Genomic DNA, 23,768 nt, shown 5'->3' on the forward strand with positions numbered 1-23,768 from the left:
TGTGTCGTCAATGCAAAACCTACAGGAGACTGGCCATGGCCGATCCACGCGACGCCGACCCGTACATCGACAACGACCTGCACATTCCAGGCGAACCCAAGCACGACAACCCCAACACCGATCCCAACCGTAGCGACACCACCTCGGATCAGGACGCCCCACCCGCACCCGAATGGCCCGAAGGCCAGGTGCCGCCGGAAGATCAATCCGGCGGTTGACTACCCGCCTCGTCTGCCACCCGCCTGGCTCGCAAGGGGCCGGTCGGTGGCCTGAGGCATCGGCCACATCGATTCAGCGTTGCACCTGCTGCTCACCGCTCTGCAAAGCCCTCCTGAAAAACCTCGCCGCCTCGCGTTGCAACGTGCGATGGATGCGCTGCCTGTCCACGCCTTCGGCGTCCTCGCACAAGACCTTCATGCGCTGCGCCTGCTGCGGTTCGCACGGCGCCATGAAGACGAAGTGCCCTGCGCCTTCCAGCAGCCGGTAGTCGGGCGGCTGTGGCAGTTTGCGCGCCAAGGCCTCGGCATTGCGTTCGAGCATGAGCAACTGATCGTGGTCGCCGCTGTAGATCAACGCCGGCACCTGCACTCGGGCAAGAGACTGGCGCCCGAACAGCAGGCTCAGCGGCGCCATCAACATCACCGCGCCGACCCGCGGATCGGTCCGCGGCCCGAGCTCCGCATGGTCCGCACGCAACACGCCCTGGTGTTGACAGGCGTCGGCGTCGTCGGGGTATTGCGCGCAGTGCTGTGGCAGGCGGGCCGGGTTCGGCTCGGCGCCCGCCAGGATCAGCGCGGTTTCGCCGCCTGCCGAGTAGCCGATGACGCCTACTTTGCCGTGGTCCAGCACGGCGCCCAAACGGGCGTCGGCGCGTACCGCAGTGATCGCAGCGCTGACCTGTAGCGGTCGGCCATACAGGTTGCTCGACGCACCCAGACGGCTATGGTCGCGGGCGTTGTCGCCTGGATGCTCTACCGCCACTACCACGAAACCTCGCCGTGCCAGAGCCGTGGCCAGATCGTGCAAGGCCAGGGGACTACCGCTGTTGCCGGGCGACATCACCAGCAATGGAAAACGACCGACCGCCAACGGCAGCCGCTCAGCGGCTTCGACCCGATAGCCTTCGAGCAAGGTCGAGGCAGGCGCCGCCTCGGACGGATAGAACGCCAGCGCCTGCATCGGCAGGCCGTCCACCGGATCGACCAGGTGCAGCGTTTGCAGGCCGGCGCTCCACGCGCTCGCCTGAGCGGGCAGGATCAGCGCGTTCAGGACCATGACGATTGCCAGACGCAGCGAGCCCATGTCGCGTTTCCCGTGCAGGGTTGCAGTGAGGTCAGAAAGATTTCCCAGGCATCTGTCCCGATTGGGGTCCAGAAGCGTTCAGCACTGGCTGAATAGCCACAGGCTAGAGCTTGGCACTGCACATCCAGATGAAATTTCGATGAAAAAAACCGGCTGACGCAGGAAGCGCCAGCCGGCTTTGGGCACGACACCGTCGATCAGGCGGCGAACAGCCCACCGGCAATCTGCGCCTGGGCAGCCGCCATCGCTGCGTCGCGTTGTTCAGGCCCGTATGCCAGGCCCTGGGCCCGCACGATCTGCAAGTCGGTGATGCCGATGAAGCCCAGGAACACCTTGAGGAAATCTTCGTGGCCTACGCCGCTCGCCTGCCCTTCGTGCAGACCGCCGGCGGTGGACACCAGCACTACGCGCTTGCCGCCGCACAACCCTTCGGGGCCGGATTCGGTGTAGCGGAAGGTCTGCCCGGCTACGGCGATACGGTCGATCCAGGCCTTGAGCTGGGTCGGTACGCTGAAGTTGTACATCGGCGCGCCGATCACCACGGCGTCGGCCGCGAGGAATTCGGCGAGGGTCTGCGCGCTGAGCTGCGCCTCGAAGGCTTGCGCGGCGTCACGCGCGGCTTCGGCCGTGCCGGCGGCGAGCAAGGTGGCGGACGAAAAGTGGCTGATGGCATCGGCCGCCAGGTCGCGGTAGGTGACCTCGACGCTGGGGTCCGCCGCCTGCCAGGCCTGCACGACCTGCTGGGTGAGTTGGCGCGAGGCGGAATGTTCGCCGAGGATGCTCGAGTCGATGTGCAGAAGTTTCATGGAAGTCTCCTAAAGGGCAGGCAAGCCGCAAGCTGCTTTGAATGCTGACCATCCTAAGGGAGATGGTAATGACTGATAAGTTAGTAAAAATACGCTTGATCGTCCTATTAGTAGGACGATCAATTTCGGCACGCTCGGCGCTGCCAAGATGTTCGGTACTGCAGGCGTACTCTTTTCGATGCTGGGTTGTGCTGGCTATGATGCCGTCCTTTATACGACCGGCCAGCGCCATGACCTCTGCACGCCTCCATTCAACCGCGCGAGACCTCAACGATCTGTTCTATTTCGCCGAGGTGGTAGCCGCCGGAAGCTTCGCTGAAGCCGGCCGGCGCCTGGGCATTCCCAAGTCGCGCCTGTCGCGCCGCATCGCCGAGCTGGAAGAGCGGCTGGGCACGCGCCTGCTGCAACGCACCACGCGCCAACTCAAGCTGACCGCGGTTGGCGAGCGCTACTTGCAGCATTGCCAGGCGATGCTGCTGGAGGCCGAAGCCGCCGACGAAGTGGTGGCCAGCATGAGCAGCGAACCACGCGGGCGGCTGCGGGTGTCGTGCCCGGTGGCGCTGGGCCATGCCTTCCTGCCGGACATCGTCCGCGGCTTTCTGGCGCAGTACCCGCAGGTGCAGTTGGATATGGTCCTGGTCAACCGTCGGGTCGACCTGATTGCCGAAGGCATCGACGTGGCCTTGCGCGTACGCGAGCCGGGCGACGAAGACGCGGCACTGGTCACCCGCCGCCTGGCCCAGGCGCAGATGCAACTGGTGGCCGCGCCGGGTTTTGCCACGGGCTTGAGCGACCCCGCGCAGTTGGCCGGCCTGCCGATACTGGGCGCGGTCGAAGCGGATCGTCTGGTACACCTGCGTTTGCTGCACGAGGATGGCCGTCGCCACGAACTGGCCCTGGAGCCGCGCCTGGCGGTGGACGACTTCGTCATGCGCAATGCGGCGGTGCGCGCGGGGCTGGGCTTTACCGCGCTGCCCAGTCTTTCCTGCGAGGCGGAACTGGCGCGTGGCGAGCTGGTGCGTCTGCTGCCTGGGTGGTCGTTGCCCCTGGCCTGGTTACAAGCGGTCTACCCTCATCGACGCGGACTGCTGCCGGCGGTGCGCGCCTGGATCGATCACCTGGCGGCGTCGTTCGAAACCTGTGGGGCGCGTTATGTGTGATGTCCAAGCAATCAGCCTGCCAGCCGGGCATTGAGCACAGGCACCAGCCACAGTCCTTGATGGATGGCCACGATCAGCCAGAACACGGCCTGATACGTCAGCTTGCGCGTCTTGTGCCGCCACAGTTGCTGCGCCAAAAGCGCGCCGGGCCAACCTCCACACAGTTCGAACAGGTGCAGGCAGCGCTCGGGTATGCGCTGACCTTGCAGGCGCGCCTGGCGCTTGTCATACCCATAAAGCGCCAGGGTGGCGAGGCTGGTCGCCACGTAAGCCCCCAGCACCCATGGCGCCAGCCAGGCCCACGCGCCGGTCATGGCGGCCAAATGCGTCAGACCAAGACCCGGCAGCGCGCAAAGCATGACGAAAACGATCAGTTTGACCCATGGGTGGCGCACGCCGGGGGTTGGCTCGGGCGCTTGTCGTCTACGTGGCGCGGTCCTTTCGGCTGCGGGGTGGTTAGACCGTTCGCTGACCGCCGTTATGCGTCGGTTAACGGCCTGGGTTGACCGCGAGCTTCCTCGGTTCGCCACCTCAGGCGCTCGCCGTCGACCAGTCGACCCAACCGAATTGCCAAGTGGCCAGGATCAGCAGACCGAAGACGATACGGTACCAGGCGAACACGGCGTAGCTGTGGTTGGCGATGAACTTGAGCAACGCCCGCACCGCGATCATGGCGAACATGAACGACACCACGAACCCGATGGCGAACACCGGCAGATCGCTCGGCTGGAACAGGTCTCGGTATTTGTAGCCCGAGTACACCGCCGCGCCGACCATGGTCGGCATCGCCAGGAAGAAGGAGAACTCGGTCGCCGCCTTGCGCGACAAGCCGAACAGCAGGCCGCCGATGATGGTCGAGCCCGAGCGTGAGGTGCCGGGGATCATGGCCAGGCACTGCACGAAACCGATCTTCAGAGCATGGTCCCAGCGCATCTGGTCGACGTGCTCGACCTCTATGCGATGCTCGCGCCGCTCGGCCCAGAGCATGATCACGCCGCCTATGACCAGGGCCGCGGCCACGGTGATGGGGTTGAACAGGTACTCATGGATCGTATCGGCGAAGATCACCCCAAGCACTACGGCCGGCATGAAGGCGATCAGCAGATTGAGGGTGAAGCGTCTGGCGGGGGCCCGGGTCGGCAGGCCCACCACCACGTCGAGGATCTTGCGGCGAAACTCCCAGACCACCGCCAGGATCGCGCCGAGCTGGATGATGATGTTGAACGCCATGGCCCGATCGCCGCGGAAGTCGATCAGATCGGCGACGATGATCTGGTGACCGGTGCTGGAGATCGGCAGGAACTCGGTGAGCCCTTCGACGATGCCCAGAATGATTGCCTGAGCGGCACTCCAAAAATCCATCCATACCTCACGATGCGAGAGTAGTCGTTGTCGGCCGGCACGAAGGCGCGGACACATGAAGGTGGCATGACGTGTCCATGTCTGCGTGATAACTGCGCAAGCGCGAAGAAAGGCGCCTTTTTACAGCGACCCTTGGGACCAATACCAGCAGAAAAGTTCAGCGTCACAAAGGTTTCATCCAATTCCTACGGTATAGGCACAAAGCAAGGTCCAGCTTCTGGACGGTAGCATTGTATGTAGGCCGGGTTACAATCGCCGCCCCTTTCCCTGTCACAGGAACGCCGATGTCCGGCCTAGAACTGTTCGCTGCCGCGCTCGGCGTCATCGCCGTCTGGCTCACGGTCAAACAGAACCCCTGGTGCTGGCCCATCGGGCTGGTCATGGTGGTGCTCTACAGCTGGATCTTCTACGAGGTGAAGCTGTATTCGGACATGCTCCTGCAACTGATCTATGCCGTGTTGCAGCTCTACGGCTGGTGGCAGTGGACCCGTCCCGGCCGCCCTGCCAAGGCCCGCCATGTGACGCGCCTGGGGCTGCCGGCGATGGGCGCCGGGTTGGCGCTGGGCCTGCTCGCCAGTTTGGGTCTGGGTGCGGCCATGGCGCACTGGACCGACGCCGCCCAGCCCTGGCTGGACGCTGCCCTCACCGCCTTCAGCCTGGTGGCGCAGCTGTGGATGGCGCAAAAGCGTCTGCAATGCTGGACGCTGTGGGTGGTGCTCGACGTGATCTTCGTCGGTTTGTTCCTGTACAAGGGGCTGTACCTCACCGCCGGGCTGTATGCCCTGTTCACCCTGATCGCCATGCGCGGGTTCCTCGAATGGCGACGCGACCCTGCATTGGTGCCGGCATGAAAGTGGTGGTGTTGTGCGGCCCGGAATCGAGCGGCAAGAGCTGGCTGAGCGGCGAGCTGCAGCGGGTGTTCGGCGGTGTGGTGGTCGGTGAGTACGTGCGTCATTTCATCGAGCGCGAGCAGCGCGACACCTGCTATGCCGACATCCCCGCCATCGCCGAGGGGCAACTTGCATGGGAAGACCAGGCCCGTGCCCAGGCGCCCGACCTGCTGATTCTCGATACCCATCTACTCAGCAACATCCTCTGGAGCCGAACGTTGTTCGGCGACTGCCCGGCCTGGTTGGAGGAGGCGCTGCTGGCCCGTCGATATGACCTGCATCTTTTGCTGCGTCCCGAGGGCGTGGACTGGGTGGGCGATGGCATGCGCTGCCAGCCGGCGCTGAGCGAGCGCCAACGGTTTTTCGATGACAGCCTGCAATGGCTGATCCTGCACCAGCGTCCCGTGCAGATTCTCCAAGGCGCCTGGGAGCCACGTCGGCAGGCGGCGATCGAGGCGGTGGCGCAGTTGTTGGGCCGGTCGACCTGAACCAGCGGGTGGTTCAGCGCTGAAACACCGATGCCCGTGCAGGCCGACCTCGGTGTGGCACTTGCCGCTTTCGGCTTGCCTGCGGCGGTGCCCTGTTATCATCACCCACACGTTTGTGACCATCCGATGACAACAAGGACTTTTCTCGTGAGCCACCCCACCGGCACGCCGCTGCGTTACGGCGCCCGCACCCTCACCCTGACGGCCCTGGTGCTGTTGATTCCGCTGGCCAGCCGTGCGCTGCTGGGCTGGTCTAACCCGGCCGGCTACCTGTCGGACCTGGCCATCGGCAGCGCCCTGCTGTTGCTCGTACAGCGCCGGGCCTGGTGGATGGCGTTGCCGGTGTTGCTGGTTTGGGCCGTGCTGCTCGTGGCTTCGGCCGAGCTGGTCAGTGCAGTCGGGCGACTGCCGACCAGCGCCGACCTGGGCTATCTGTTCGATGCGCAGTTCCTGGAAAACTCCGCCGGTGGCGCCCTCGCCCACGGCTGGTTGCCGTTGCTGCTGGGCGCTGGCGTGCTCGCCTGGCTGCTGAGCCGCTGGCGCGGCAGAGGTGCCAGCGAGCGACCGCTGCCAAAAGCGCTGTGGGCGCTGCCGCTGGCACTGCTCGGCGTGCACTGGGCCGGCCAGCACGTGTTGCCGTCCGAGGCCGAACCCTGGCGGCAATACAACCTCGGCCACCAATTGCTGGCCGCCGGCACCGGCGAGGTGCAGCGCGAGGTGGGCCACTGGCTGGGTACCGATACGCCGGCGCCGGCGCTGCCTACGGCCGGGCTGACCCAGAGCGATCTGATCGGTCAACGGTTGTTCGATGGTCCGGGCCAGGCGCGCAACCTGCTGCTGATCACCCTCGAAGGCATTCCCGGCGCTTACCTGCGGCCCAACCGCGAAGCGCTGCATAGCCGCTTCGACCAGGACCTGATGCCCAACCTCAGCCGCTGGGCCGAGCGCGGCATGAACACCCCCGACTATGTGTTGCACAGCCACCAGACCATTCGGGGGCTGTACGCCATGCTCTGCGGCGATTACGACAAACTGGCCGACGGCACGCCCAAGGGCGTCGAGCTGTTGACCCAGCAGGCGCGCAACCGCGATTGCCTGCCGGCCCAATTGCATGAAGCAGGGTTCGCCACCCACTACCTGCAAGCGGCCGGGCTGCGTTTCATGGCCAAGGACCGCATCATGCCGCACATCGGCTTCGAGGCTGTGCACGGCCAGGAGTGGTTCGCCAACGACAACTACCTCGAGTTCCCTTGGGGCAAGGACGACCGCGCTTTCTTCGAGGGCGCGCTGGACTACATCGGGCAACTACGCGATCGGCCGCAACCCTGGATGCTCACCCTGCTCACCGTCGGTACCCACCAACCCTACGCTGCGCCGGACGCCTACCTGGAGCGCTATGGCTCGCCCAAACAGGCCGCCGTGGCCCATCTGGACGATGCACTGGGCCGGTTCCTCGAGGCTCTGGAGCGTCAAGGCGTGCTCAAGGACACGCTGGTGGTGATCACATCCGACGAATCCCACGGCATCGATGGCGTGCGTCTGGCTTCATCGTGGGGGTTCAACCTGACTTTGGCGCCAGAGCAGGCGCAGTTGCCGCGGCTCAAGCCGGGTACCTTCGGCCATGTCGACCTGACCGCCTCGCTGCTGGACTATTTCGCCCTGCCCATCCCCGCCTCGCTCGGCGGACGGTCGCTGTTTCGCAGCTACGACACTGGCCGCGAGATGATCTCGTTCACCAACGGCATGCTGCGCTACCACGACGGCCACGACACCTTGACCGAATGCGATTTCCAACAGCGCTGCCGACGCTATGCCAGTCGCGGCTTCATCGCCGACCGCGCCACCTACTTGGGCCAAGCCGACGACAGCCGTGGCCCGCAGATCGCGGGGCTGGCCGAAGCGCTGGACCAGTCGCTGCTGAACACGCCGCTGAACCTGCGCTATCAGTTCGGCGGCCCTAGCGCCATTGCGCTGCAACCGCAGATCCGCGACGACTGGGCCGACAACCTGATCGGCGCCCAGTACCTGGAAATGCCCAAAGGCAGCCGTACCCGCGTGCACCTGAAAGTGCGCATGCTGGACCCGGCGCACACCGCCTACATCCAGCTCAAGGCCAAGGAATTCGAGCAGGACGTGCAACTCGGCTTTCCGCAAGAAATGCAGGTCACAGCCGAGCAACCGCTGGACATGCAGTTCGACTTCGACAATCCCACCCTACGCAAGGCATTCTCCTTCCACCTGCTAGGCTACGGCGGCGGCGAAGTGGAAATCAGCGACTTCAGTGTGATCACCGCACTGCCCGACGAAGAGCTGCCGATGGACGACCTGCAGGACAGCGCGCTGGCCCATTCCAGCTAGGCCCGCCCCTTCAGGCCCAAGGCCTTGCCAGCGCGCGACATGGGCAGGCTGCCGGGGCAACGTCTCGCTTCAGGCCCCAGGCAACCTGATCACGAAGCGTGCCCCACCCAAGGGTGACTGCTCGACCGTCAGGCTGCCGCCCTGGCCTTCGATGGCGCGTCGGCTGATCGCCAGGCCCAGGCCGAAACCGCCAGTGCTGCGGTCGCGGCTGCGGTCCAGGCGGTAGAACGGTTGAAAGATACGTTCGCGTTCTTCGGGCGGAATGCCGATACCGTCGTCCTCCACTGTCAACACGCAACCGCCCCCGGCCTCCAGGTGCAGGCGCAGCAGCAAGCGCCCGTCGCAATAGCGCATGGCGTTGCGCACCAGATTCTGTACGGCGCGGGCGGTCAGCCGCGGGTCGAGAACGAAGCGCGGCAGGGGCTCGTCGGCGCACACCTCCCAGGCGATGGCGCGGCTGTCGAGTTCCTCGGCGAAACCGCCGAGCACGCTGTCGAGCAACTCGGACAGCGACACCTCGACCTGCTCGCGGGCCTGTTCGGCATTTTCCAGGCGGCTGTAGGACAGCAACTCCAGCACCAGTTCGTCCAACTCGCGCACATGCCCGACCAACTCCATCAGACGCTTGCGGCTGGCGGCGGGCACCTCGTCGTAGAGCAATACCAGGCCGAAATCCAGGCGCGTCAGGGGCGTACGCAACTCGTGCGAAACCGCGTTGAGCAGCTCGCGCTGCTGGTTCAGGTGGCGCTCCAGGTCGCTAGCCATGGTGTCGAACACCCCGGCCAGTTCCCCGATGTTGGAGTGCGCCGAGATGTGCGTGCGCTCGCCGAGCTGCCCGCGCCCCAGCCGCCGTGCGGTGTGCTTGAGCCGTTCCAGGTCGCGCCAGTGCGGCCAGGCCCAGATCAGGATGCAGCCGAGCAAGGCGGCGCCGATCAGGACCGTCACGCCCCACGACAGCAGGTTGATGTCCAGCGGGTCGGGCGGGTTGTAGAGGCGCACTGCCCAGGTGTCGTCGATCGGCGCGAGCGCCGTTTGATAGAAGCCCCAGTCACCGAGGCGCACCACGTTCAGGCCCTGGCGCAGGCGCTGGCGTTCTTCGCTCGACAGGTCGGCGTCTTCCAGAGGCAGCAGAGTGACTTGCAGCGGGGCGAAACGTTCGTCGAGGTCTGCCGCCACGGCCGGCCACTGCGCCCTGGGCGTCTGGCGGAACTGCTGCACCAACAGCGATTGCACGCCCTTGGCCATCTCCAGGTTGTAGGCGGTGTAACGGCTGTTGAAGACACTGACGATGGTGTCGGGAATGAGCAGGATCGCGCTGGCGTAGGCCACGATGATCAACAGGTACAGGCGAATCAGCAGTTTGAGCATGGCGGCTCAGAACTCCCATTCGCTGCGGCTGAACAGATAGCCCTTGCCCCACACGGTCTTGATCTTGCGCGCCTCGCCCGCGCTGTCGTCGAACTTGCGCCGCAGCTTGGAGATGGCCACGTCCACCGAACGGTCGGTGCCGTTGAACTCGATGCCGCGCAGTTGTTGCAGGATGCGGTCGCGGCTGAGCACTTCGCCGGCATTGCGCGCCAGCACCACCAGCAGGTTGTATTCGCCGCTGGACAGCTCCACTTCCTCGCCACGCCAGCCGACCCTGCGTTCGGCGAGGTCGATGGACAGCCCGCCGATCTGGATCTGGTCGTGGTCCAGGCGCGGTTCGTTGACGCTGCTGCGGCGCAGCAAGGTGCGGATGCGCGCCAGCAGCACCCGTGGCTCGCAGGGTTTGGTGACGTAATCGTCGGCGCCCATTTCCAGGCCCAGGACCTGGTCGTGGCTGTCGTCGCGCGCGGTCAGCATCAGGATCGGCAGGCTTTGCGTCTCCTGGCGCAGGCGCCGGCACACCTGCAAGCCGTCCAGGCCGGGCAGCATCAGGTCGAGCACCACCAGGTCCGGGCGCTCGCGGTGCACGGCCTCGAGCACCTGATCGCCCCGAGCGATGACGTGCACATGAAAATCGTTGCGGCGCAGATAACTGGCGATCAGCTCGGACAGGGCAGTGTCGTCTTCGACCAGGAGAATGTTCGGCATAAGGGGCTTCGTCAGCGGGAGCAATCGGCGGAGGATAATGAATCCTACGCAGGTAAAGGCCGCTTCTTCACAGTTTTTCACACACGTCCTACAGAGCTTCACAGCTGACCAGCAAGCCTTGCCGTAGCATACGACGGTCATTCTCGGGAAAGTCCGTATGTCCACTCCACTCCCCCTCCCTCTGCGGCGTTGCGCGCTGCTTGTCCTGCTGGGCCTGGCACTGGCCGGCTGCAACGATGCCGCCGACCCGGAACAACAGCCCCCAGCGCCCAAGGTGCGTGTCGAAACCCTCCAACCGCGCGCGCTGGCCATCAGCACCGAACTCAGTGGCCGCCTGCTGGCGCCGCGGGTGGCCGAGGTGCGCGCCCGGGTTCCCGGTGTGGTGCTCAAGCGTATGTACCGCGAAGGCAGCGACGTGAAACAAGGCGACGTGCTGTTCCTGATCGACCCGGCGCCGCTCGAGGCCGACCAGGACAGCGCCCGCGCCGCCTTGGCCCGCGCCGAAGCCACGCGTTATCAAACGCGTCTGCAAGACCAACGCTATCGCCAGTTGGTCGACGAAAACGCCATCAGCCGCCAGGAAGCCGACAACGCCCGCGCCGCCGACCTCCAGGCCCAGGCCGCCGTGGCCGAGGCCAAAGCTGCGCTGGAACGGGCGCGGCTGAACCTCGGCTACGCCACGGTCACCGCGCCGATTGCCGGGCGCATCGGTCGCGCGCTGGTCACTGAGGGGGCGTTGGTCGGCCAGGGCGAAACCACGCCGCTGGCGACCATCCAGCAGTTGGACCCGATCCATGCCGACGTCACCCAATCGACCCGCGAGATCAACGCCCTGCGCCGCGCCTTGCGTGCCGGGCAGTTGCAGCAGGTGGGCCAGGACCAGGCCGAAGTCACCTTGATCCAGGACGACGGTCAGCCCTACCCGCGCCCGGGCAAGCTGCTGTTCTCCGACATCAGCGTCGATGCCAGCACCAACCAGATCACCCTGCGCAGCGAATTCCCCAACCCCGACCTCGACCTGCTGCCCGGCAGCTACGTGCGCGTGCGCCTGGAGCAAGCGGTGCAGCCCCAGGGCTTGAGCGTGCCGCAGCGCGCCATCAGCCGCGACACCGCCGGACTGCCCAAGGTGATGGTGGTCGACGACCAGTCGCGGGTCAGCGAACGGTCGATCACCCTGGGTTCGGTGCAGAACGACCGCTGGATCGTCACCGCCGGCCTCCAGGCCGGCGAACGCGTGGTGGTCGAGGGGCTGCAACGCATCAAGCCAGGCGAACCGGTGCAGGTCGAGGCGGCCGATACGGCGCCGGACCTCGCCAAGCACAACGACCAGTGAGGCGCTGACACATGCCGCAGTTTTTCATCGACCGGCCCATCTTCGCCTGGGTCGTGGCGCTTTTCATTCTGCTCGCCGGGGCGTTGGCCATTCCCAAGTTGCCGGTGGCGCAGTACCCCAACGTCGCGCCGCCGCAGATCGAAATCTACGCCGTCTACCCCGGTGCTTCGGCCACTACCATCGACGAGACCGTGGTAAGCCTGATCGAGCAGGAGCTCAACGGCGCCGACAATCTGCTGTATTTCGAGTCCCAGAGCAGCCTGGGCAGCGCCACCATCACCGCCACCTTCGAGCCCGGCACCCTGCCGGACCTCGCCCAGGTCGACGTGCAGAACCGTCTGAAGGTGGTCGAGTCGCGTTTGCCGCGTGCCGTGACCCAACAGGGCCTGCAAGTGGAAAAGGTGTCCACCGGCTTTCTGTTGCTCGGCACCCTCACCTCGGTCGACGGTAGCCTCGACGAAACGGCCCTGAGCGACATCCTGGCGCGCAACGTGATGAACGAGATCCGCCGCCTCAAGGGCGTCGGCAAGGCGCAGCTTTATGGCTCGGAGCGGGCCATGCGCATCTGGATCGACCCGCGCAAGCTCGTAGGCTACAACCTCACCCCTGTCGATGTGACCGACGCCATTGCCGCGCAGAACGCCCAGGTGGCACCTGGCAGCATCGGCGACCTGCCGGGGCGCAAGACCCAGGAAATCACCGCCAACGTGGTGGTCAACGGCCAACTGAGCACGCCCGAAGCGTTCGCTGCGGTGGTGCTGCGGGCCAACCCCGATGGTTCGGTGGTGACCCTCGGCGACGTGGCACGGGTGGAGGTCGGTGCGCAGGAGTACCAGTTCGGCACGCGTCTGAACGGCAAGCCGTCCACCGCTTTCGCCGTGCAACTGTCGCCGGGCGCCAACGCCATGGAGACCGCGACCCTGGTGCGCAACAAGATGGAGGAGCTGGCCAAATTCTTCCCCGAGGGCACCCGGTACGATATCCCCTACGACACCTCGCCCTTCGTCAAGGTGTCGATCAAGCAGGTGATCACCACCCTGTTCGAGGCCATGCTGCTGGTGTTCGCGGTGATGTTCCTGTTCCTGCAGAACGTGCGTTACACCCTCATTCCCACGCTGGTGGTGCCGGTGGCGCTGGCGGGCACATTCGCCGTGATGCTGGGGCTCGGCTTTTCCATCAACGTGCTGACCCTGTTCGGCATGGTCTTGGCCATCGGCATCCTGGTCGACGACGCCATCGTGGTGGTGGAGAACGTCGAGCGCATCATGGCCGAGGAAGGCCTGTCGCCGCGCGACGCGACGCGCAAGGCCATGGGCCAGATCAGTGGCGCGATCGTCGGCATCACCCTGGTGCTGGTGGCGGTGTTCCTGCCCATGGCCTTCATGAGCGGTTCGGTGGGGGTCATCTACCAGCAGTTCTCGGTGTCGATGGCGGTGTCGATCCTGTTCTCGGCGTTCCTGGCCCTGAGCCTGACGCCGGCCTTGTGCGCCACCCTGCTCAAGCCGCTGGCCAAAGGCGAGCATCACGAAAAACGTGGTTTCTTCGGCTGGTTCAACCGGCGCTTCGCGCGCATGACCGAGGGCTACGAGGGCTGGGTCGGGCAGGCCCTGACCCGGTCCGGGCGCTACCTGCTGGTATATGCGGCGTTGCTGGGCGCGCTGGCCTATGGCTTCAGCCAGTTGCCCAGCGACTTCCTGCCGACCGAGGACCAGGGCTATACCATCACCGACATCCAACTGCCGCCGGGCGCCAGCCGTGCCCGCACCGAGCAGGTAGCGGCGCAGATCGAGGCGCACAACGCGCAAGAGCCGGGTGTGGCCGATACCACGGTGATCCTGGGCTTCAGCTTCTCCGGCAGCGGGCAGAACGCCGCCCTGACCTTCACCACGCTCAAGGACTGGTCCCAGCGAGGGGGCGACGACAGCGCGCAGTCGATCGCCGACCGCGCCAACGCGGCGTTCAGCCAGATCAAGGACGCGGTGGCCTTCTCCGTGCTGCCACCGCCGATCGACGGTCTGGGCGAATCCACGGGCTTCCAGTTCCGTCTGCAAGACCGCGCCGGCCTCGGCCATGCGCAGTTGATGGCGGCACGCGACGCCCTGCTCGCCGCGGCAGGCGACAGCAAGCTGCTGACCAACGTGCGCGAGGCCTCGCTGGCCGAGAGCCCGCAGGTGCAGCTGGACATCGACCGGCGCCAGGCCAACGCCCTGGGCGTGTCGTTCGCCGACATCAGCGCGGTGCTCGACACGGCGGTGGGCTCGACCTACGTCAACGACTTCCCCAACCAGGGCCGCATGCAACGGGTGGTGGTGCAGGCCGAGGGCGACCAACGCAGCCAGGTCGAAGACCTGCTGGACATGCACGTGCGCAATGCCAGCGGCAAGATGGTGCCGCTCGCCGCCTTCGTCAGCGCCCGCTGGGTGACCGGCCCGGTGCAGTTGACGCGCTACAACGGCTATCCGGCCGTGTCGATCTCCGGTGAGCCGGCGGCGGGCCTGAGTTCCGGCGAAGCCATGGACGAAGTGCAGCGGCTGGTCGATCAATTGCCGGCGGGTGTGGGCCTGGAATGGACCGGGCTGTCGTTGCAGGAACGCTTGTCGGGCAGCCAGGCGCCGCTGCTGTTGGCGCTGTCGCTGCTGGTGGTGTTCCTGTGCCTGGCGGCGCTGTACGAAAGCTGGTCGATCCCGACCGCAGTGCTGCTAGTTGTGCCGCTCGGGGTGTTCGGCGCAGTGCTCGCGGTGATGCTGCGTGGCATGCCCAACGACGTGTTCTTCAAGGTGGGCCTGATCACCCTGATCGGCCTGTCGGCGAAGAACGCCATCCTCATCATCGAGTTCGCCAAAGCCCTGGTGGACCAAGGCTTGGACGCGCGCGATGCGGCCTTGCAGGCCGCGCGCCTGCGCCTGCGGCCCATCGTCATGACCTCGCTGGCGTTCATCCTCGGCGTGGTGCCGTTGGCCATCGCCACGGGCGCGAGTTCGGCCAGCCAGCAGGCCATCGGCACCGGGGTGATCGGGGGCATGCTCAGCGCCACCCTGGCGGTGGTGTTCGTGCCGGTGTTCTTCGTGGTGGTGATGCGCCTGGCCGGCCGTCGCGTGGCGGCCGATGTGCCGCAAGCCGGCGCGGAGCACGACTGACTGGACACGGTGCAGGCCACATGGGAGGGTTCCGGGCGTCATTGCCCGGAGCCCTTTTCCATGTCGGATGTTTCTTGCTGTTCGGTGCTGGTCCTGGCGGGAGGGCGCGGCCAGCGCATGGGAGGCCGTGACAAAGGGTTGATCCCTTGGCACGGCAAGCCCTTGATCGCCCACTTGCATGAAGTGGTGCGCCCCTGGACCGCTGACCTGATCCTGTCCTGCAATCGCAATGCCGCGCTGTACGCCGCCTACGCCGATCAAGTGGTCAGCGACGAGCAAGCGGACTTTCCAGGCCCGCTGGCGGGCGTGTTGGCGGGCTTGGGGGTGGCGCGCCAGCCCTGGGTGGCGGTGCTGGCCTGCGATGCGCCACGGATCGACCGGGCGCTGCTGGACGCGCTGCTGGCGCGGGCCCTCGAGGGCGGCGGCGCGGCGATGGTGCGTCAGGGTGTGTTCTGGCAGCCGATGTTCAGCGTGTTGCCGCGCACCAGCCTGGGCATGTTGCGCCAGGCGTGGGACGACGGAGAGCGCAGCTTGCACCGGGCCTTGGCCCGTGGCGCGTTGCTGGCGGTGGAGTGCGCCGAGGGCGATCCGCGCCTGGAGAACTTCAACAGCCCGGAGCATTACGCGTAGAGGCGGCCGACCGGCCGCCCCTACAGCGGTTTACCCGTGCTGGACGGCGGCGAAGGCTTCGGCGACGCGGCGCAGGTTGTCCTTGCGCAGGCCTGCCATGCACACGCGGCCGCTGTCGATCAGGTACACGCCGAACTCGTCGCGCAGGCGCTGCACTTGGGCCACGCTGAAGCCGGTGTAGCTGAACATGCCGCGCTGGCGCAGCAGGAACTGGAAGTCCTGCCCGGGCAACAGCTCGGCCAACTGATCGACCAACCCTTGGCGCATGTCCAGGATGCGCTGGCGCATGGCCTCGACCTCGGCCGCCCAGCCTGCATTGAGCGCGGCATCGCCCAGCACCCCAGCCACCAGCCGTGCGCCGTGGCACGGCGGGCTCGAGTAGTTGCGACGCACGGTGGCCTTGAGCTGGCCGAGCACGCGCTGGGCGCTGTCGGTGTCGTCGCTGACCACCGACAGGCCGCCGACGCGCTCGCCATACAGCGAGAAGATCTTCGAGAACGAATTGCTGACGAGGCACGGTACGCCGGCGCGGGCCATCTCGCGGATGGCGAAGGCATCCTGTTCCAGGCCTTCGCCGAAGCCCTGGTAGGCAATGTCGAGAAACGCGATCAGTTCGCCCGCTTTGACGACTTCGACCACTTGCTGCCACTGCTGCGGATCGAGGTCGACACCGGTCGGGTTATGGCAGCACGGGTGCAGCAGCACGATGCTGTGCTTGGTCAGCCCTCGCAGGGTGGCGAGCATGCCGGCGAAGTCCAGGCCGCGGGTGCCCGCGTCGAAGTACGGGTAGGTGTTCACGGTGAAACCCGCGCCTTCGAAGATCGCGCGGTGGTTGTCCCAGGTCGGGTTGCTGACCCACACCTGCGACTGCGGGAAGTAGCGCTTGAGGAAGTCGGCGCCCACTTTCAAGGCACCGGAGCCGCCCACAGTCTGCACCGTGGCGATGCGACCGGCCTGCAAGGCCGGGTGCTCGGCACCGAACAGCAGCGCCTGGGTCGCCTGGCGGTAGGCGGCCAGACCTTCCATCGGCAGATACAGCGACGCCTGATGCGGCTGGTCGGCCAGGCGCTGCTCCATCTCGGCGACCGCCTCCAGTTGCGGAACCACGCCGCCCTCGTCGTAGTAGAGGCCGATGCTCAGATTGACCTTGTCGGCGCGCGGATCGGCCTTGAAGGTTTCCATCAATGAGAGGATCGGGTCGCCCGCATAGGCATCGACATGTTTGAACACAGCGCACAGCTCCTTGGCTCAGGTCGGGGGGAAAAGCTGCCTGAGCATACCCGTCCTGTCGGCCGAGGAACATCACCGCGACGCAATGCGCGCCTGCAACCGCGCAAGCGCCGTATTCAGAGCTCGCGAAGTTGAGCCAGCGCCTCAGCCGCCAGCGCCACGCCTTCACGCGAGGCGATGGCGCGTTCGTGGTGTCGGCGCTCGCCTGGCAGCCGGCTCAGGCCCGCTTCCTGCATCCGTTCGAGCAATGCGCGGCTGCGCTGGGCGAAACGCTGGCCTTGGGTCTTGCTGGGGTCGATGAGCACGAGCAGCTGCCCAGTCCAAGGCGTTTTCGCGCCTGGGTGGCGGGTCCAGTCGAACTCCCAGGAAAAATGACCGCCGGTGAGCGCGGCGGCGAGCAGCTCGACCATCATCGACAACGCCGAGCCTTTGTGATCGCCGAAAGGCAACAGCGCTCCGCCCTCCAGCACCGCTTGCGCATCGGTGGTCGGCTCGCCTGCGGCGTCCACGCCCACGCCTAGGGGCAAGGGCCGGCCGGCGCGCGCGGCGAGCTGCACGTCGCCATGGGCCATGGCGCTGGTGGCCATGTCGAAGACGATGGGCGCTTGCCCTTCACAGGGTGCAGCGAAGGCAATCGGGTTGGTGCCGAAGACCGGCTTTCGCGCGCCGTGGGGCACCACACAGGTCATGCTGTTGACCACGCTCAAGGCGATCAGGCCTTGCTCGGCGAACGGTTCGACGTCGGGCCAGAGCGCTGCGAAATGGTGGGAATTGTGGATCGCCAACGCGGCCACCCCGGCACTGCGCGTCTTGTCGAGCAGCAGGTCGCGCGCTGCGGCCAGCGCAGGCTGGGCGAAGCCGCCGAAGGCGTCGACGCTGACCAAGCCTGACGCCACGTCGCTGACGCGCGGCTCGGCCTTGCCGTCGACCCAGCCGCTGTCCAGCGTCGAGACATAGCCCGGAACACGGAACACACCATGGCTGTGGGCACCGTCGCGCTGGGCGCTGGCGCAGTTGTGCGCCAGTACGGCGGCGACTGAGTCGCTGCAGCCATGACGCTGGAAAATGCCTCGCAGCAGCGCTGACAGTTCGGTGAAGGGAATACGCACGGTCGAGGCGGAATCAGGGACAGACACGGGGAGCTCCTTCCAGGGGGCGAGACACACCAGCATGGCCGTGGCCCAGGCATGACGCAACCAGGAAGCGCAGCAGAATGAGGCCGTCGATGGCTCGGCTCGATTCAGTAATGACTTGGCCGGACCAAAAGCGTTGTGTGGAGCGATTCGGCGCTTGCCGTGGGTCGGTGCTGACCGCTCGGCGCTCTGCCAGGGCGGGTTGGTTGAGTAGGCGCCAGGCAAGCGGTGCGTCGGCCTGGCATCGTGCTAGCATCGGCCCGGATTGCCCTATTCCCGGCGGCAACATCTAGGAGTGACATCGGTATGGCTGTGCCTTCTCGCTTTGCGGTCTTGGTCTTGGGCCTGATGGGCATCGCGTCGCTCGCGGGCTGTCAGTCGACGGACGATGTGCTGCCCCAGCGCCTCCCAATCCAGGCGCCTGAAGTCGAGCCTGCCCCGCAGCCCTCCGAGGTCTCCGCCGCGCTCCAGATCATGCTCCCACGGCGCTTGGTCGAGCAGCGCTCGCCGGCGCTTGGCCAGCAGCTGCAGTCATTGGGCGAGCAGTTGGCCAGTCATGGCGAATCGAGTCTGGTGACCATCGTCACCACCGATCCTGCGACATTCAGTTACTTGCAGAGCCTGATCGCCGTCGGCGCTGGAAGCAGTCCATCGGTGCAGTACGCATTGCAAGAACGACCGGATGCGCACCAGAGCCTGGTCCTGGTCAGCCATCCCTGATGGCCTTGCCCGGGTGTGCATCAGTTTCCGCACATAGGTGCGTAGCTCAAGATTTCCAATACGTTAGCGAAACATCATTGCAGCTGCGCAATGATTCGACTGCGCCCGTCAAGTATTGTTGACTTACCCAGGGGGGCAAGCCTTGCCGGGCAAGGCCTGCGGCGTGCAAGCGCCTGGCCGGTCCGGCCATGGCGATCGCCAGTAGCCTTGTAGGCCGTTTGACATATCGAACGGCTCTGGCAAGCTGTGGCCACCCCCCGACCGGATTGACAGCGTTTCCCGCTGTACCGGCAGTGCTCGGGGTGTCAGGCGCGTCGAGCCACCCGGTTCCGCCCTGCACGATCATGACGGGCCATGCCTGTCCCAAGGTGACATATGTCCAACAGCAACATTGGCAGTACCTCTACTTTCCCGCGCAAACCCGTGGTTCTGATGACCATGGGCACGCAAGAGCGTAAAGGCCATGACTATCAGGTCATGACTCACAAATACATCACCCCCCTGGTCGAGTTCGGCGGTTGCGTGCCGGTGCTGGTGCCCACCTGCTGCGGCATCGATGAGTTGGAAACCTACCTGTCCATGGCCGACGGGGTGTACCTCACCGGTGCGGGCAGCAACATCGACCCAGGCCTGTACGGGCAGGAGAACCAGACGCCAGGCAAGGCTCAGGACAAACACCGCGACGTATTCGACATTGCCTTGGTGCAATTGGCGTTGGCCCGTGGCCTGCCGATCTTCGGCATCTGCCGCGGCATGCAGGAAATCAACGTGGCGCTGGGCGGCGACATCTACCAGAAGGTCTATGCCGAACCCGGCTTCAACGACCACCGGGAAAACCCCGACGACCCTGTCGAGGCGCAATACGCGGCGGCCCATGGGGTACAGATCGCCACGGGCAGCTGGCTGGAAACGGCCCTGGGCACCGACCGTATACGCGTCAACTCGCTGCATGGCCAAGGCCTGCGCACCCTCGGTCAGGGTCTGGAAGCCCTGGCGGTAGCCGAGGATGGCTTGGTCGAAGCGATCCATGCCCCGAGCCTGTCGCCCTTCCTGTTCGCAGTGCAATGGCACCCGGAGTGGCAAGCCGCCAGCAATCCCAACTCCGTCGCTTTGTTCAAGGCTTTCGGCGACGCATGCCGTGCACGCGTGCAACAGGCCCAAGGCAGTGCCCGCGCCGCCATGGCGTGATGAACAACCTGACACTGATAGAACGCCACGCAAGGTGGCGTTCGCTCGAATGAACAGGTGTCGAGAACACCGCCCGTCGCTATTCGTTCTCCTGTAGCTATCTGACAGCATTTTGCTGGCCCCGTGCTTTTCTAGCACAAGGCAAAATCCTGCTTCTTCAAATGCTTAGGACGATTACATGCGGCTTTTTCTACTGTACTCATTCGGTGCCCTCACCTTGCTCAGCGCCCAAGCCCAGGCACGAGCATTGACCGAGCACGACCGCCAACTGTGCAATTGGGGTGGGCAGATCGCCGGCAGTGCCCAACAAGCCAAGCTGTCGGGCGTGAATGTGTATACGCAGCGTAAGCGCCTACAGAACCACAAGTTCGCCAAATCCTGGATGCGCATGACGGCCATGGGGATTACGGAGCAGACCTACAACAGCCGCTCACAGCTGCCGGCGGTTGAAATTAAGAAAACTTATATCGAGCAGTGCCTTCAGCATTCCAAGAATAAAAAGACAGTAAAATCATAGAGCTAATGATTCATGTTCATGTGGAATATTTAAAGTGGATTCTTGAAAATAGCTTCTGAAGTCCTCGGTTGCACCCGCTTGATGCATCCTGCCGGCATCTATAGCGCGCCTGCTGCCGGGCTGGCGATCTCGATTGCCCAGCTAGGGCCCATGGGCGCGTGTGCCCTCGGTAGGCCGATACGAGCATGGGATGGAAAGCAATTCAAAAAATAAATACGTAGCATTCCCACATTTAATTTGTAGATGACAGCTCGCGGCCACTATGCTCGCCGTACCTTCCCGGCGGCGCACCGGCCGGTGCGGTCCACGGCACGGGAAGAGAACAACAACGTCGAGACCGTCCATGTCCAAGCACTCCTATTTCGCTCCCCACGGTGGTCATCCGGGTCAAACCGAACTGCTGACCGACCGCGCGATGTTCACCGAAGCCTATGCCGTCATTCCCAAAGGCGTGATGCGCGACATCGTCACCAGCCATCTGCCCTTCTGGGACAACATGCGCATGTGGGTCATCGCGCGGCCCCTGACCGGCTTCGCCGAAACCTTCTCGCAGTACATCGTCGAAGTCGCCCCGCAAGGCGGCAGCGAGCGTCCGGAACTGGACCCCAACGCCGAAGCGGTGCTGTTCATCGTCGAAGGCCAGTTGGACATTACTCTGGACGGCCAGCAGCACACCCTGACCCCAGGCGGCTACGCCTTCATCGCCCCCGGCGCCGAGTGGAGCCTGCGCAACCGCAGCACCAGCAACGTCAGCTTCCATTGGCTGCGCAAGCACTACCAGCGTGTGGAGGGCCTGGATGCTCCGGCTTCGTTCGTGACCCACCGCGACAACGCCACCGTGATCGAAATGCCCGGCACCGAGGGCTGCTGGATCACCACGCGTTTCGTCGACATGGCCGACATGCGTCACGACATGCACGTCAACATCGTCACCTTCAAGCCGGGTGGCGTGATTCCTTTCGCCGAAACCCACGTGATGGAACACGGCCTTTACGTACTCGAAGGCAAGGCCGTGTACCGCCTGAACCAAGACTGGGTCGAGGTCGAGGCCGGCGACTTCATGTGGCTGCGCGCATTCTGCCCCCAGGCTTGCTACGCCGGGGGGCCTGGTCCGTTCAGCTATCTGTTGTACAAAGACGTTAACCGTCACGCACACCTCACGCTCAACCCCAAACGCTGATGCTGGCGCTGCTGCCTGGCTTACGTCGGGCAGTCCCCCAACACTTGCGTCAAGGCATAGCCTGGCATTTCTGTCAGTTGCCTGTACCGGAGCGGTCGACAACACTGACGGTCATACGCCACGTTCGCAGTTCGCGCATCGAGCCGCGAACATGGTCATCCGCGACGCGGCTCCGGGTCGTGCCTACCGGCCGGGCCCAATGCTGCGTGTCCCCGCTGCCAGGAGCTTTTAGCCATGACCCAATCACGCGTCAGTACCCAGTTTTTCTATCAGAACGATAAGTTGATTTCGTTGGTCCAGCCCGGAGCGAATCGCACGCTCTTTCGCGGCGAGGGCGTACCCTTGGCGGAACTCGCGCCCGATGACGACTCAGGCAACGTTCAGTTACTCGTGACCGACCAGCAGCAGTCGGTGCTTGGCGTGAGCGGCGAATCGCAAGACTGACTGCCCCCAGGGCGGAGCCCCCCACCGCCCTTGCCCTTCCCGCCGTTGGTCACGCGGAACCTTCCGCCCGTCGCGCCTATCTCACAGGCATGCAGCCAGGGCGCCGACGTCGTACCCTTCAACCGGGTCTACCGCGCTTGCGTCCGTCCCCGACCCCTGACGGAGCAGATTCGTGAACCATGACATCCTCAATGCTCACCGCTTTTCTTCGTGGAATCGCGAGCAATTGCTCACCAGCAAATATTGCGCCTGCTTCGCCTGCCTGGCCCGTTTCACCCCGGTCAAGATCAGCGAATGGACCGACGACGAGCAGACCGCAGTCTGCCCCGAGTGCCAAGTCGACGCCGTGTTGGGCAGCGCTTGCGGCGTCGATCTGACTGACGAGTTCCTGCAGCGTATGCACGAGTACTGGTTCGAGTAGCACGCCGCTCTGGACGGCCCCTACCGTCGCAAAGCTTTACCAATACGAACAATCACAACATTCAAGGAAACGCCCATGAAGATCGTGGTGACGCGGATTTTCGTCGATGACCAAGCCAAAGCCGGCACGTTCTATCACCATGTTCTGGGGTTCGAGCCCAAACAAGATGTTCCGATGGGCCAGCACCGCTGGCTGACCTTCACTGCACCTGGGGATTCCCAAGGCGTCCAGCTATCGCTGGAACCCAATCTGCACCCGGCCGCCAGCGCTTTTCAGACCGCCCTCAAGGCAGATGGCCTGCCGGCCATCACCTTCGAAGTGAAGCATGTCGAAGACGAATACCGGCGCTTGATCGAAGCAGGTGTGGAGTTCGTCAAACCGCCCACCAGTGACGAAGGCTTCGTCGTGGCCGTGTTCGACGATACGTGCGGAAACCTGGTACAGCTTGCCCAACGGCACTGACGCGCTGCCGGTCAGGACGCTTTACGCGAGCGCTTGGCCGGTTTCTTCTCGGCAGACGCCGAGCTTTTCTTTTCGCCGGTTTTCTTGGCAGTGCCTTTGCCCGCCAGACTGCGTTTGAGCAGTTCGGTGAGGTCAAGGATGTCCGCACCCTTGCCAGCGCCGCCGGCCTTGGGCTTCTTCACTGCACTGAGCTTGCCCTTGCGCGCCTTTTCCCGCACCAATTGCATGATGGTGTCGCGGAAGGCGTCATGGTACTCGTCCGGCGACCAAGGGCCGCTCATGTCTTCGACCAGGCGTTTGGCCATGTCGCGCTCTTGCTTGGTCAGGGTCGCCTTGGTGACTTTCTGATCCAGCTCGAGGGTGTCCAGGCCGCGGACCTCGTCAGGCCAGCGCAGTGTGATCATGACCAGGGCATCGTTCAGGGGGCGCAGCAAGGCCAAGTGCTGGCGGGTATGCAACACCACCGTGGCCAAGGCCACCTTGCCGGAGCTTTGCAAGGTTTCCCGCAGCAGGGCGTAGACTTTGCCGCCGCGCTTGTCCGGGCTCAGGTAATACGGGGTGTCGAAATGCTGCAGAGGAATTTCGGAGGCTTTTACAAAGGAAAAGATATCGATGGTCTGCGTCGCTTCAGGCCTGGCCTTGCGAATTTCATCTTCGCTGATCACCACGTAGCGGCCTTTTTCGTACTCTACCCCCTTGACCACGTTGTCCTTGTCGATGTCCTTGCCGGTGGTCTTGTTGATGCGTTTATAGCCGACGCGGTCCATGCTGCGCTTGTCGAGCCAGTCGAAGTCGACACGCTCGTCGCGTACGGCGGTATTGAGGCTGACGGGGATGTGGACCAAGCCAAAGCTGATGGCGCCCTTCCAGATCGCTCTCGCCATGGGCGGCTCCTTCATGACAGGGGGGGCTGCATAAAACGGGGGGTGAA

At 64.8% G+C, this 23,768-nt stretch carries 24 protein-coding genes; 15 read left to right on the forward strand and 9 right to left on the reverse strand.

Features of this window, described 5'->3' with window-relative positions:
* The first annotated feature begins 35 nt into the window (after positions 1-35).
* The gene (locus tag B4M43_RS14425; RefSeq protein WP_296268114.1) at positions 36-218 is read left to right on the forward strand and encodes a hypothetical protein; all 183 of its coding nucleotides are present in this window, start codon (positions 36-38) and stop codon (positions 216-218) included.
* Positions 219-291: 73 nt separating this feature from the next.
* Here B4M43_RS14425 and B4M43_RS14430 read toward each other — a convergent pair whose 3' ends face one another.
* Both B4M43_RS14430 and B4M43_RS14435 read right to left on the reverse strand, forming a co-directional pair.
* Positions 292-1,302, reverse strand: a complete 1,011-nt coding sequence (locus B4M43_RS14430) for an alpha/beta hydrolase family protein (RefSeq protein ID WP_296268115.1) — start codon at positions 1,300-1,302, stop codon at positions 292-294.
* Between the two features lie 197 nt (positions 1,303-1,499).
* A complete protein-coding gene (locus B4M43_RS14435; RefSeq protein ID WP_296268116.1) occupies positions 1,500-2,108 on the reverse strand; it encodes an FMN-dependent NADH-azoreductase in 609 nt (202 codons plus the stop codon).
* Between the two features lie 230 nt (positions 2,109-2,338).
* Between B4M43_RS14435 and B4M43_RS14440 the strand changes: the two genes are divergently transcribed.
* Positions 2,339-3,268: a LysR substrate-binding domain-containing protein gene (locus tag B4M43_RS14440; RefSeq protein ID WP_296268117.1), complete on the forward strand. Its 930-nt coding sequence runs from the start codon at positions 2,339-2,341 to the stop codon at positions 3,266-3,268.
* A gap of 11 nt (positions 3,269-3,279) precedes the next feature.
* Here the strand turns inward: B4M43_RS14440 and B4M43_RS14445 are convergent, their stop codons facing one another.
* Both B4M43_RS14445 and B4M43_RS14450 read right to left on the reverse strand, forming a co-directional pair.
* Positions 3,280-3,663: a DUF1294 domain-containing protein gene (locus B4M43_RS14445; protein WP_296268118.1), complete on the reverse strand. Its 384-nt coding sequence runs from the start codon at positions 3,661-3,663 to the stop codon at positions 3,280-3,282.
* A gap of 136 nt (positions 3,664-3,799) precedes the next feature.
* Positions 3,800-4,630 carry an undecaprenyl-diphosphate phosphatase gene (locus tag B4M43_RS14450; protein ID WP_296268119.1) on the reverse strand — a complete coding sequence of 277 codons (831 nt, stop codon included), beginning with the start codon at positions 4,628-4,630 and terminating at the stop codon, positions 3,800-3,802.
* A 284-nt stretch (positions 4,631-4,914) separates the two neighbouring features.
* Here B4M43_RS14450 and pnuC point away from each other — a divergent pair, with 284 nt between their 5' ends.
* The 3 genes from pnuC to B4M43_RS14465 all read left to right on the forward strand — a co-directional run bounded on the left by pnuC (position 4,915) and on the right by B4M43_RS14465 (position 8,366).
* Complete coding sequence (pnuC, locus tag B4M43_RS14455; RefSeq protein ID WP_296268120.1) at positions 4,915-5,481, forward strand: nicotinamide riboside transporter PnuC; 567 nt, start codon at positions 4,915-4,917, stop codon at positions 5,479-5,481.
* Positions 5,478-6,008, forward strand: coding sequence for an AAA family ATPase (locus B4M43_RS14460; RefSeq protein WP_296268121.1), 531 nt, complete (start codon positions 5,478-5,480; stop codon positions 6,006-6,008). The genes pnuC and B4M43_RS14460 overlap by 4 nt, the downstream gene beginning before the upstream one ends.
* A 126-nt stretch (positions 6,009-6,134) precedes the next feature.
* Positions 6,135-8,366, forward strand: coding sequence for an LTA synthase family protein (locus tag B4M43_RS14465; protein ID WP_414707844.1), 2,232 nt, complete (start codon positions 6,135-6,137; stop codon positions 8,364-8,366).
* 69 nt (positions 8,367-8,435) lie between these two features.
* Here the strand turns inward: B4M43_RS14465 and B4M43_RS14470 are convergent, their stop codons facing one another.
* Positions 8,436-9,734, reverse strand: a complete 1,299-nt coding sequence (locus B4M43_RS14470; RefSeq protein ID WP_296268123.1) for an ATP-binding protein — start codon at positions 9,732-9,734, stop codon at positions 8,436-8,438.
* Positions 9,735-9,740: 6 nt separating this feature from the next.
* On the reverse strand, positions 9,741-10,442 hold the full coding sequence (locus tag B4M43_RS14475) for a response regulator transcription factor (protein WP_296268124.1): 702 nt from the start codon (positions 10,440-10,442) through the stop codon (positions 9,741-9,743).
* Positions 10,443-10,599: 157 nt separating this feature from the next.
* Between B4M43_RS14475 and B4M43_RS14480 the strand changes: the two genes are divergently transcribed.
* Genes B4M43_RS14480 through mobA form a run of 3 tightly spaced genes read left to right on the forward strand, consistent with a single transcriptional unit; the run spans position 10,600 to position 15,542 of the window.
* Entirely contained in the window at positions 10,600-11,775 is a 1,176-nt protein-coding gene (locus B4M43_RS14480) for an efflux RND transporter periplasmic adaptor subunit (protein ID WP_296268125.1), read from the forward strand.
* 11 nt (positions 11,776-11,786) lie between these two features.
* Positions 11,787-14,912, forward strand: coding sequence for an efflux RND transporter permease subunit (locus tag B4M43_RS14485; protein WP_296268126.1), 3,126 nt, complete (start codon positions 11,787-11,789; stop codon positions 14,910-14,912).
* A 60-nt stretch (positions 14,913-14,972) separates the two neighbouring features.
* Entirely contained in the window at positions 14,973-15,542 is a 570-nt protein-coding gene (mobA, locus tag B4M43_RS14490; protein WP_296268127.1) for a molybdenum cofactor guanylyltransferase MobA, read from the forward strand.
* A gap of 30 nt (positions 15,543-15,572) precedes the next feature.
* Here mobA and B4M43_RS14495 read toward each other — a convergent pair whose 3' ends face one another.
* Positions 15,573-16,772 carry an aromatic amino acid transaminase gene (locus B4M43_RS14495; protein WP_296268128.1) on the reverse strand — a complete coding sequence of 400 codons (1,200 nt, stop codon included), beginning with the start codon at positions 16,770-16,772 and terminating at the stop codon, positions 15,573-15,575.
* A 116-nt stretch (positions 16,773-16,888) separates the two neighbouring features.
* Positions 16,889-17,908 (reverse strand): Ldh family oxidoreductase, encoded by a 1,020-nt coding sequence (locus B4M43_RS14500; protein ID WP_296268129.1) that lies wholly within the window; start codon positions 17,906-17,908, stop codon positions 16,889-16,891.
* Positions 17,909-18,211: 303 nt separating this feature from the next.
* Here B4M43_RS14500 and B4M43_RS14505 point away from each other — a divergent pair, with 303 nt between their 5' ends.
* The 7 genes from B4M43_RS14505 (at position 18,212) to B4M43_RS14535 (ending at position 22,837) form a co-directional block, all read left to right on the forward strand.
* Positions 18,212-18,625: a hypothetical protein gene (locus tag B4M43_RS14505; protein WP_296268130.1), complete on the forward strand. Its 414-nt coding sequence runs from the start codon at positions 18,212-18,214 to the stop codon at positions 18,623-18,625.
* A 375-nt stretch (positions 18,626-19,000) separates the two neighbouring features.
* A complete protein-coding gene (locus B4M43_RS14510) occupies positions 19,001-19,813 on the forward strand; it encodes a gamma-glutamyl-gamma-aminobutyrate hydrolase family protein (protein WP_296268131.1) in 813 nt (270 codons plus the stop codon).
* Positions 19,814-19,991: 178 nt separating this feature from the next.
* Positions 19,992-20,330, forward strand: coding sequence for a hypothetical protein (locus B4M43_RS14515; RefSeq protein WP_296268132.1), 339 nt, complete (start codon positions 19,992-19,994; stop codon positions 20,328-20,330).
* Between the two features lie 343 nt (positions 20,331-20,673).
* The gene (locus tag B4M43_RS14520) at positions 20,674-21,510 is read left to right on the forward strand and encodes a bifunctional allantoicase/(S)-ureidoglycine aminohydrolase (RefSeq protein ID WP_296268133.1); all 837 of its coding nucleotides are present in this window, start codon (positions 20,674-20,676) and stop codon (positions 21,508-21,510) included.
* A gap of 234 nt (positions 21,511-21,744) precedes the next feature.
* The gene (locus tag B4M43_RS14525) at positions 21,745-21,954 is read left to right on the forward strand and encodes a hypothetical protein (protein WP_296268134.1); all 210 of its coding nucleotides are present in this window, start codon (positions 21,745-21,747) and stop codon (positions 21,952-21,954) included.
* A gap of 172 nt (positions 21,955-22,126) precedes the next feature.
* Positions 22,127-22,375, forward strand: a complete 249-nt coding sequence (locus tag B4M43_RS14530; protein WP_296268135.1) for a cytoplasmic protein — start codon at positions 22,127-22,129, stop codon at positions 22,373-22,375.
* Between the two features lie 75 nt (positions 22,376-22,450).
* Positions 22,451-22,837, forward strand: coding sequence for a VOC family protein (locus B4M43_RS14535; RefSeq protein ID WP_296268136.1), 387 nt, complete (start codon positions 22,451-22,453; stop codon positions 22,835-22,837).
* A gap of 11 nt (positions 22,838-22,848) precedes the next feature.
* Here the strand turns inward: B4M43_RS14535 and B4M43_RS14540 are convergent, their stop codons facing one another.
* On the reverse strand, positions 22,849-23,721 hold the full coding sequence (locus B4M43_RS14540; protein WP_296268137.1) for a Ku protein: 873 nt from the start codon (positions 23,719-23,721) through the stop codon (positions 22,849-22,851).
* Positions 23,722-23,768 lie beyond the last annotated feature (47 nt).

It is taken from the genome of Pseudomonas sp. UBA6562 (genome assembly GCF_002434265.1).
Taxonomy (GTDB): Bacteria; Pseudomonadota; Gammaproteobacteria; order Pseudomonadales; family Pseudomonadaceae; genus Aquipseudomonas.

Bases quoted from the DNA above. Each gene is read 5' to 3' on its own strand.
- B4M43_RS14450 (WP_296268119.1), bottom strand. From the start codon at position 4,630: ATGGATTTTTGGAGTGCCGCTCAGGCAATCATTCTGGGCATCGTCGAA.
- B4M43_RS14465 (WP_414707844.1), top strand. From the start codon at position 6,135: ATGACAACAAGGACTTTTCTCGTGAGCCACCCCACCGGCACGCCGCTG.
- B4M43_RS14505 (WP_296268130.1), top strand. From the start codon at position 18,212: ATGGCTGTGCCTTCTCGCTTTGCGGTCTTGGTCTTGGGCCTGATGGGC.
- B4M43_RS14525 (WP_296268134.1), top strand. From the start codon at position 21,745: ATGACCCAATCACGCGTCAGTACCCAGTTTTTCTATCAGAACGATAAG.
- B4M43_RS14460 (WP_296268121.1), top strand. From the start codon at position 5,478: ATGAAAGTGGTGGTGTTGTGCGGCCCGGAATCGAGCGGCAAGAGCTGG.
- B4M43_RS14440 (WP_296268117.1), top strand. From the start codon at position 2,339: ATGACCTCTGCACGCCTCCATTCAACCGCGCGAGACCTCAACGATCTG.
- pnuC (WP_296268120.1), top strand. From the start codon at position 4,915: ATGTCCGGCCTAGAACTGTTCGCTGCCGCGCTCGGCGTCATCGCCGTC.
- B4M43_RS14470 (WP_296268123.1), bottom strand. From the start codon at position 9,734: ATGCTCAAACTGCTGATTCGCCTGTACCTGTTGATCATCGTGGCCTAC.
- B4M43_RS14430 (WP_296268115.1), bottom strand. From the start codon at position 1,302: ATGGGCTCGCTGCGTCTGGCAATCGTCATGGTCCTGAACGCGCTGATC.
- B4M43_RS14515 (WP_296268132.1), top strand. From the start codon at position 19,992: ATGCGGCTTTTTCTACTGTACTCATTCGGTGCCCTCACCTTGCTCAGC.
- B4M43_RS14485 (WP_296268126.1), top strand. From the start codon at position 11,787: ATGCCGCAGTTTTTCATCGACCGGCCCATCTTCGCCTGGGTCGTGGCG.
- B4M43_RS14535 (WP_296268136.1), top strand. From the start codon at position 22,451: ATGAAGATCGTGGTGACGCGGATTTTCGTCGATGACCAAGCCAAAGCC.
- B4M43_RS14475 (WP_296268124.1), bottom strand. From the start codon at position 10,442: ATGCCGAACATTCTCCTGGTCGAAGACGACACTGCCCTGTCCGAGCTG.
- B4M43_RS14425 (WP_296268114.1), top strand. From the start codon at position 36: ATGGCCGATCCACGCGACGCCGACCCGTACATCGACAACGACCTGCAC.
- B4M43_RS14435 (WP_296268116.1), bottom strand. From the start codon at position 2,108: ATGAAACTTCTGCACATCGACTCGAGCATCCTCGGCGAACATTCCGCC.
- B4M43_RS14540 (WP_296268137.1), bottom strand. From the start codon at position 23,721: ATGGCGAGAGCGATCTGGAAGGGCGCCATCAGCTTTGGCTTGGTCCAC.
- B4M43_RS14480 (WP_296268125.1), top strand. From the start codon at position 10,600: ATGTCCACTCCACTCCCCCTCCCTCTGCGGCGTTGCGCGCTGCTTGTC.
- mobA (WP_296268127.1), top strand. From the start codon at position 14,973: ATGTCGGATGTTTCTTGCTGTTCGGTGCTGGTCCTGGCGGGAGGGCGC.
- B4M43_RS14510 (WP_296268131.1), top strand. From the start codon at position 19,001: ATGTCCAACAGCAACATTGGCAGTACCTCTACTTTCCCGCGCAAACCC.
- B4M43_RS14520 (WP_296268133.1), top strand. From the start codon at position 20,674: ATGTCCAAGCACTCCTATTTCGCTCCCCACGGTGGTCATCCGGGTCAA.